Source organism: Pseudomonas sp. S1(2024), assembly GCF_046557535.1.
The window spans coordinates 1-3,989 of the sequence record NZ_JBKGFP010000036.1; the positions used below are offsets into that span (position 1 = coordinate 1).

Sequence of the window (3,989 nt, forward strand, 5' to 3'; positions counted from 1 at the left end):
TGTCCACTCCCACAAGAATTTCGCCAAATCTGAGGGCCACGCTGTACCTGTGGGAGCGGGCAAGCCCGCGAATGGGCCCTGAAGTCAGACCCGGGCCTTGAACAGTTCCTGATGCTGGCGGCACTGCTCGGCGGTCAGCATGAACACCCCGTGCCCACCGCGCTCGAACTCCAGCCAGGCAAAGTCCACCTCGGGGTATAGCGCCTCGACATGCACCTGGCTGTTGCCCACCTCGACAATCAGCAAGCCCTTGTCGGTCAGGTGGTCCGCCGCCTCGGCCAGCATGCGCCGCACCAGGTCCAGGCCATCGTTGCCGCAGGCCAGGCCCAACTCGGGCTCGTGGTGGTACTCGGCCGGCATGTCGTCGAAGTCTTCGGCATCGACATACGGCGGGTTGGACAGGATCAGATCGAAACGCTGCCCTGGCAAACCGCCAAAACCGTCGCCCTGCACGGTGTACACGCGCCCGTCCAGGCCGTGGCGTTCGATGTTCTGGTTGGCCACTTCGAGCGCTTCGAACGACAGGTCGGCCAGCACTACCTCGGCCTCGGGGAACACGTCGGCGGCAACGATGCCGATGCAGCCAGAACCGGTGCACAGGTCAAGAATGCGCGCCGGCGCGCTCGCCAGCCACGGCTCGAAGCGTTTCTCGATCAGCTCGCCAATCGGCGAACGCGGCACCAGCACGCGCTCGTCGACGATGAACGACATGCCGCAGAACCAGGCTTCGCCCAACAGGTAGGCGGCCGGCACGCGTTCTTCGATACGGCGCTTGAGCAGGTGCTGCAGGCGTACCCGCTCGTCGTCCTCGAGCATGCAGTCCAGATAGCTGTCGGCCACCTCCCACGGCAGGTGCACCGCCCCCAGTACCAGCAGGCGGGCCTCGTCCCAGGCATTGTCGGCACCGTGGCCGAAGAACAGGTCGTGCTCGTGGAAGCGGCTGACCGCCCAGCGGATGTAGTCGCGCAGCGTGCGCAGGCGGGATGTGATCACGGGGTACTCCTAATTCAGACCGGACAAAAGTCTAACAGCCCCACCCGCACATTTGTTCCTTTGCCTTACCCAATGGCTAGCCACAAGCCAGTAACCATGCCGCTTGCGTTGTCAACCATTCCCATTGGCGCCAAGGCAGGGGAGAATAGGTATACAAAAGCCCTATCCAAGGAGCCCTTGATGTCCGTTCCAACCACGATGTTTCGCCTCACTGGCCGCGACTACCCGCCGGCCAAGCTGAGCCACGCCAGCCTGATCATCATCGATGCGCAAAAGGAGTACCTCAGCGGGCCCCTGGCGCTGTCGGGCATGGACGAGGCCGTGGCCAACATCGCCAGGTTGCTCGACGCCGCGCGCAAGAGCGGCCGTCCGATCATCCACGTTCGCCACCTGGGCACTGTCGGTGGCCGCTTCGACCCACAAGGGCCGGCCGGCCAGTTCATTCCGGGGCTGGAGCCGCTGGAAGGCGAAATCGTCATCGAAAAACGCATGCCCAATGCATTCAAGAACACCCAGCTGCATGAGACCCTGCAGGCGCTGGGCCACCTGGACCTGATCGTCTGCGGTTTCATGAGCCACTCCAGCGTCAGCACCACGGTACGCCGCGCCAAGGACTATGGTTACCGCTGCACCCTGGTGGAAGACGCTTCGGCGACCCGCGACCTGGCATTCAAGGATAGGGTGATCCCGGCCGCGCAGATCCACCAGTGCGAAATGGCCGTGATGGCCGACAACTTCGCTTGCGTGGCCCCCACCGCCAGCCTGATCTGAGCGGCTGAGTACAACCGCCCGGCAGCCGGGCGGAACCCGATGGGCGGCCCCAGGTCGAATTCCGGATATCCAAAGAGGAGAGCGGAATGAAGCTCAAAGGCAGTTTCGACGCCAAGCGCCTGCGCCCGCGCGAACCGCGTAACTGGGGTGCCCGCCTGGCGGCCGGCCTGTCGGCCATGCTGGCGACCCTTGGCGTGCTGTTGGCGATGGCCGGCGTTGCCGGCCTGCTGGGCAACTACCCTGCCCTGGCGGAGCTCAATGCCAACAAACCACTGGCCGGCATCCTCACCGTGGCCGGTTTGCTGCTGCTGTGGCTGGGCGTGCGCTTCTGGCGGCGCAGCCGCATTCGCCTGCGCCGCGGGCGGGAACTGAACCTGTCGCCGCACCTGATGAAGAAGCATGACTGATGGGGTTGTATTGCCTGAATCGGCCTTTTCGCGGGCACAGGCTGCACAAGGCCCCACAGTCGCGTAAACTACGCCGCCCACGTGGAGGCATCATGCAAGACGACGATTTTTCCCTGTTCAAGGCCGAAGTGCGCGGTGTCAAACCGATCAGGCACGACCGCGCCGAAGTCGGCAAGCCCAAGGCCGACCGCCAGAAGCTGGCCGGCCTGCGTCAGGCGGCGACCGTGCGCAGTGACAAGGCGCTGGTGATCGACGGCATGTCCGACCAGTTCGTCATCGACGTTGGCGCCGAAGACGAGTTGCTGTGGCGCCGCGATGGCGTACAGGAAGGCCAGCTGCGCAAGCTGAAGCTGGGGCAGATCCCGTTCGAGGGCAGCCTCGACCTGCATGGCATGACCGTGGAAAAGGCCCGCGAAACCCTGTGGGATTTCATCGCCGAGGCCACCAGACTGGAAGTGCGCTGCGTGCGGGTTACCCACGGCAAGGCCGCGCGCCTGGACGGCAAGCGCCCGATGATCAAGAGCCACGTCAACACCTGGCTGCGCCAGCACCCGCAGGTGCTCGGTTTTGCCTCGTGCAGCGCCCGCCACGGCGGCACCGGCGCGGTGTATGTGATGCTCAAGCGAACCATGCTCGAAGGCCGCGACGAGTAACGCCGCGCTTGCAGCGCCGCCCTCACCGCCGTACCCTTCGTTTTTGCGATTTTTTCCCACAGGTAGATCCATGTCCCTGGAACAGAACTACACCGAGATCCTCAGCCAGATTGGCGAGGACGTCTCCCGTGAGGGCCTGCTCGACACGCCCAAGCGGGCTGCAAAGGCGATGAAGTACCTTTGCCGCGGTTATGAGCAAACACTGGAAGAAGTCACCAACAACGCGCTGTTCAGCTCTGACAACAGCGAAATGGTGCTGGTCCGGGACATCGAGCTGTATTCGATGTGCGAACACCACATGCTGCCGTTCATCGGCAAGGCGCACGTGGCCTACCTGCCCAAGGGCAAGGTACTGGGCCTGTCGAAGGTGGCGCGCATCGTCGACATGTACGCTCGCCGCCTGCAGATCCAGGAAAACCTCAGCCGCCAGGTTGCCGAGGCCGTGCAGCAGGTAACCGGTGCCGCCGGCGTTGCCGTGGTCATCGAAGCCAAGCACATGTGCATGATGATGCGCGGTGTCGAGAAGCAGAACTCGACCATGATCACCTCGGTGATGCTGGGTGAGTTCCGCGAAAACGCCGCCACCCGCAGCGAGTTCCTCAGCCTGATCAAGTGATTGGCTGCTGACCCCGAGCCGACCCTGCCGGGTCGGCTTTTTCATTTCAGGAGTTGCCCATGATCGTCAAAGCCCTGCGGGTTGGCCTCGGCCAGCTCATCGTGTTCGGCGACTGGATCAGCCGCCCGGCCAAGCGCAAACGCGACGCCACCGCCCAGGCTCGCGTCGAGCAAGCGGCCAAGGGCCTGGCGCTGTACCAGTTCCACGCCTGCCCGTTCTGCGTCAAGACACGCCGCACCCTGCACCGTTTGAACGTGCCGGTGGCGCTGCGCGATGCCAAGAACGACCCAGTACACCGCCAGGCCCTGCAGGAAGGTGGCGGCCGGGTGAAAGTGCCGTGCCTGCGTATTGAAGAAGCGGGCAAGGTGACCTGGATGTATGAGTCCAAGGCGATCATTGCCTACCTGGATGAGCGGTTCGCTTCGGCCTGACCGTTTGCCGGCGGCCTGTGCCCGCCTCTTCGCGGGCACGCCCGCTCCCGTAGGTTCACCACAGGGCTGAAGATGGTGGAATACCTGTGGGAGCGGGCATGCCCGCGAACACCGGCAA

Annotated in this window: 6 protein-coding genes; 5 read left to right on the forward strand and 1 reads right to left on the reverse strand. The window is 64.2% G+C overall.

The window, feature by feature from the left end; all coding sequences use genetic code 11:
* Positions 1-84 precede the first annotated feature (84 nt).
* The gene (gene prmB / locus ACLCGK_RS10570) at positions 85-993 is read right to left on the reverse strand and encodes a 50S ribosomal protein L3 N(5)-glutamine methyltransferase (protein WP_397462446.1); all 909 of its coding nucleotides are present in this window, start codon (positions 991-993) and stop codon (positions 85-87) included.
* Positions 994-1,173: 180 nt separating this feature from the next.
* On the opposite strand from prmB, the gene ACLCGK_RS10575 reads away from it, so the two are divergent.
* From ACLCGK_RS10575 to ACLCGK_RS10595, 5 genes are all read left to right on the forward strand, one after another.
* Positions 1,174-1,764, forward strand: coding sequence for a cysteine hydrolase family protein (locus tag ACLCGK_RS10575; RefSeq protein WP_015269349.1), 591 nt, complete (start codon positions 1,174-1,176; stop codon positions 1,762-1,764).
* An 86-nt stretch (positions 1,765-1,850) separates the two neighbouring features.
* Positions 1,851-2,171 (forward strand): hypothetical protein, encoded by a 321-nt coding sequence (locus ACLCGK_RS10580; protein ID WP_024086500.1) that lies wholly within the window; start codon positions 1,851-1,853, stop codon positions 2,169-2,171.
* Positions 2,172-2,263: 92 nt separating this feature from the next.
* A complete protein-coding gene (locus ACLCGK_RS10585) occupies positions 2,264-2,824 on the forward strand; it encodes a Smr/MutS family protein (RefSeq protein WP_013971503.1) in 561 nt (186 codons plus the stop codon).
* 70 nt (positions 2,825-2,894) lie between these two features.
* Positions 2,895-3,440, forward strand: coding sequence for a GTP cyclohydrolase I FolE (folE, locus tag ACLCGK_RS10590; protein WP_013971502.1), 546 nt, complete (start codon positions 2,895-2,897; stop codon positions 3,438-3,440).
* Positions 3,441-3,499: 59 nt separating this feature from the next.
* Positions 3,500-3,871 (forward strand): glutaredoxin family protein, encoded by a 372-nt coding sequence (locus tag ACLCGK_RS10595; protein ID WP_013971501.1) that lies wholly within the window; start codon positions 3,500-3,502, stop codon positions 3,869-3,871.
* Positions 3,872-3,989 lie beyond the last annotated feature (118 nt).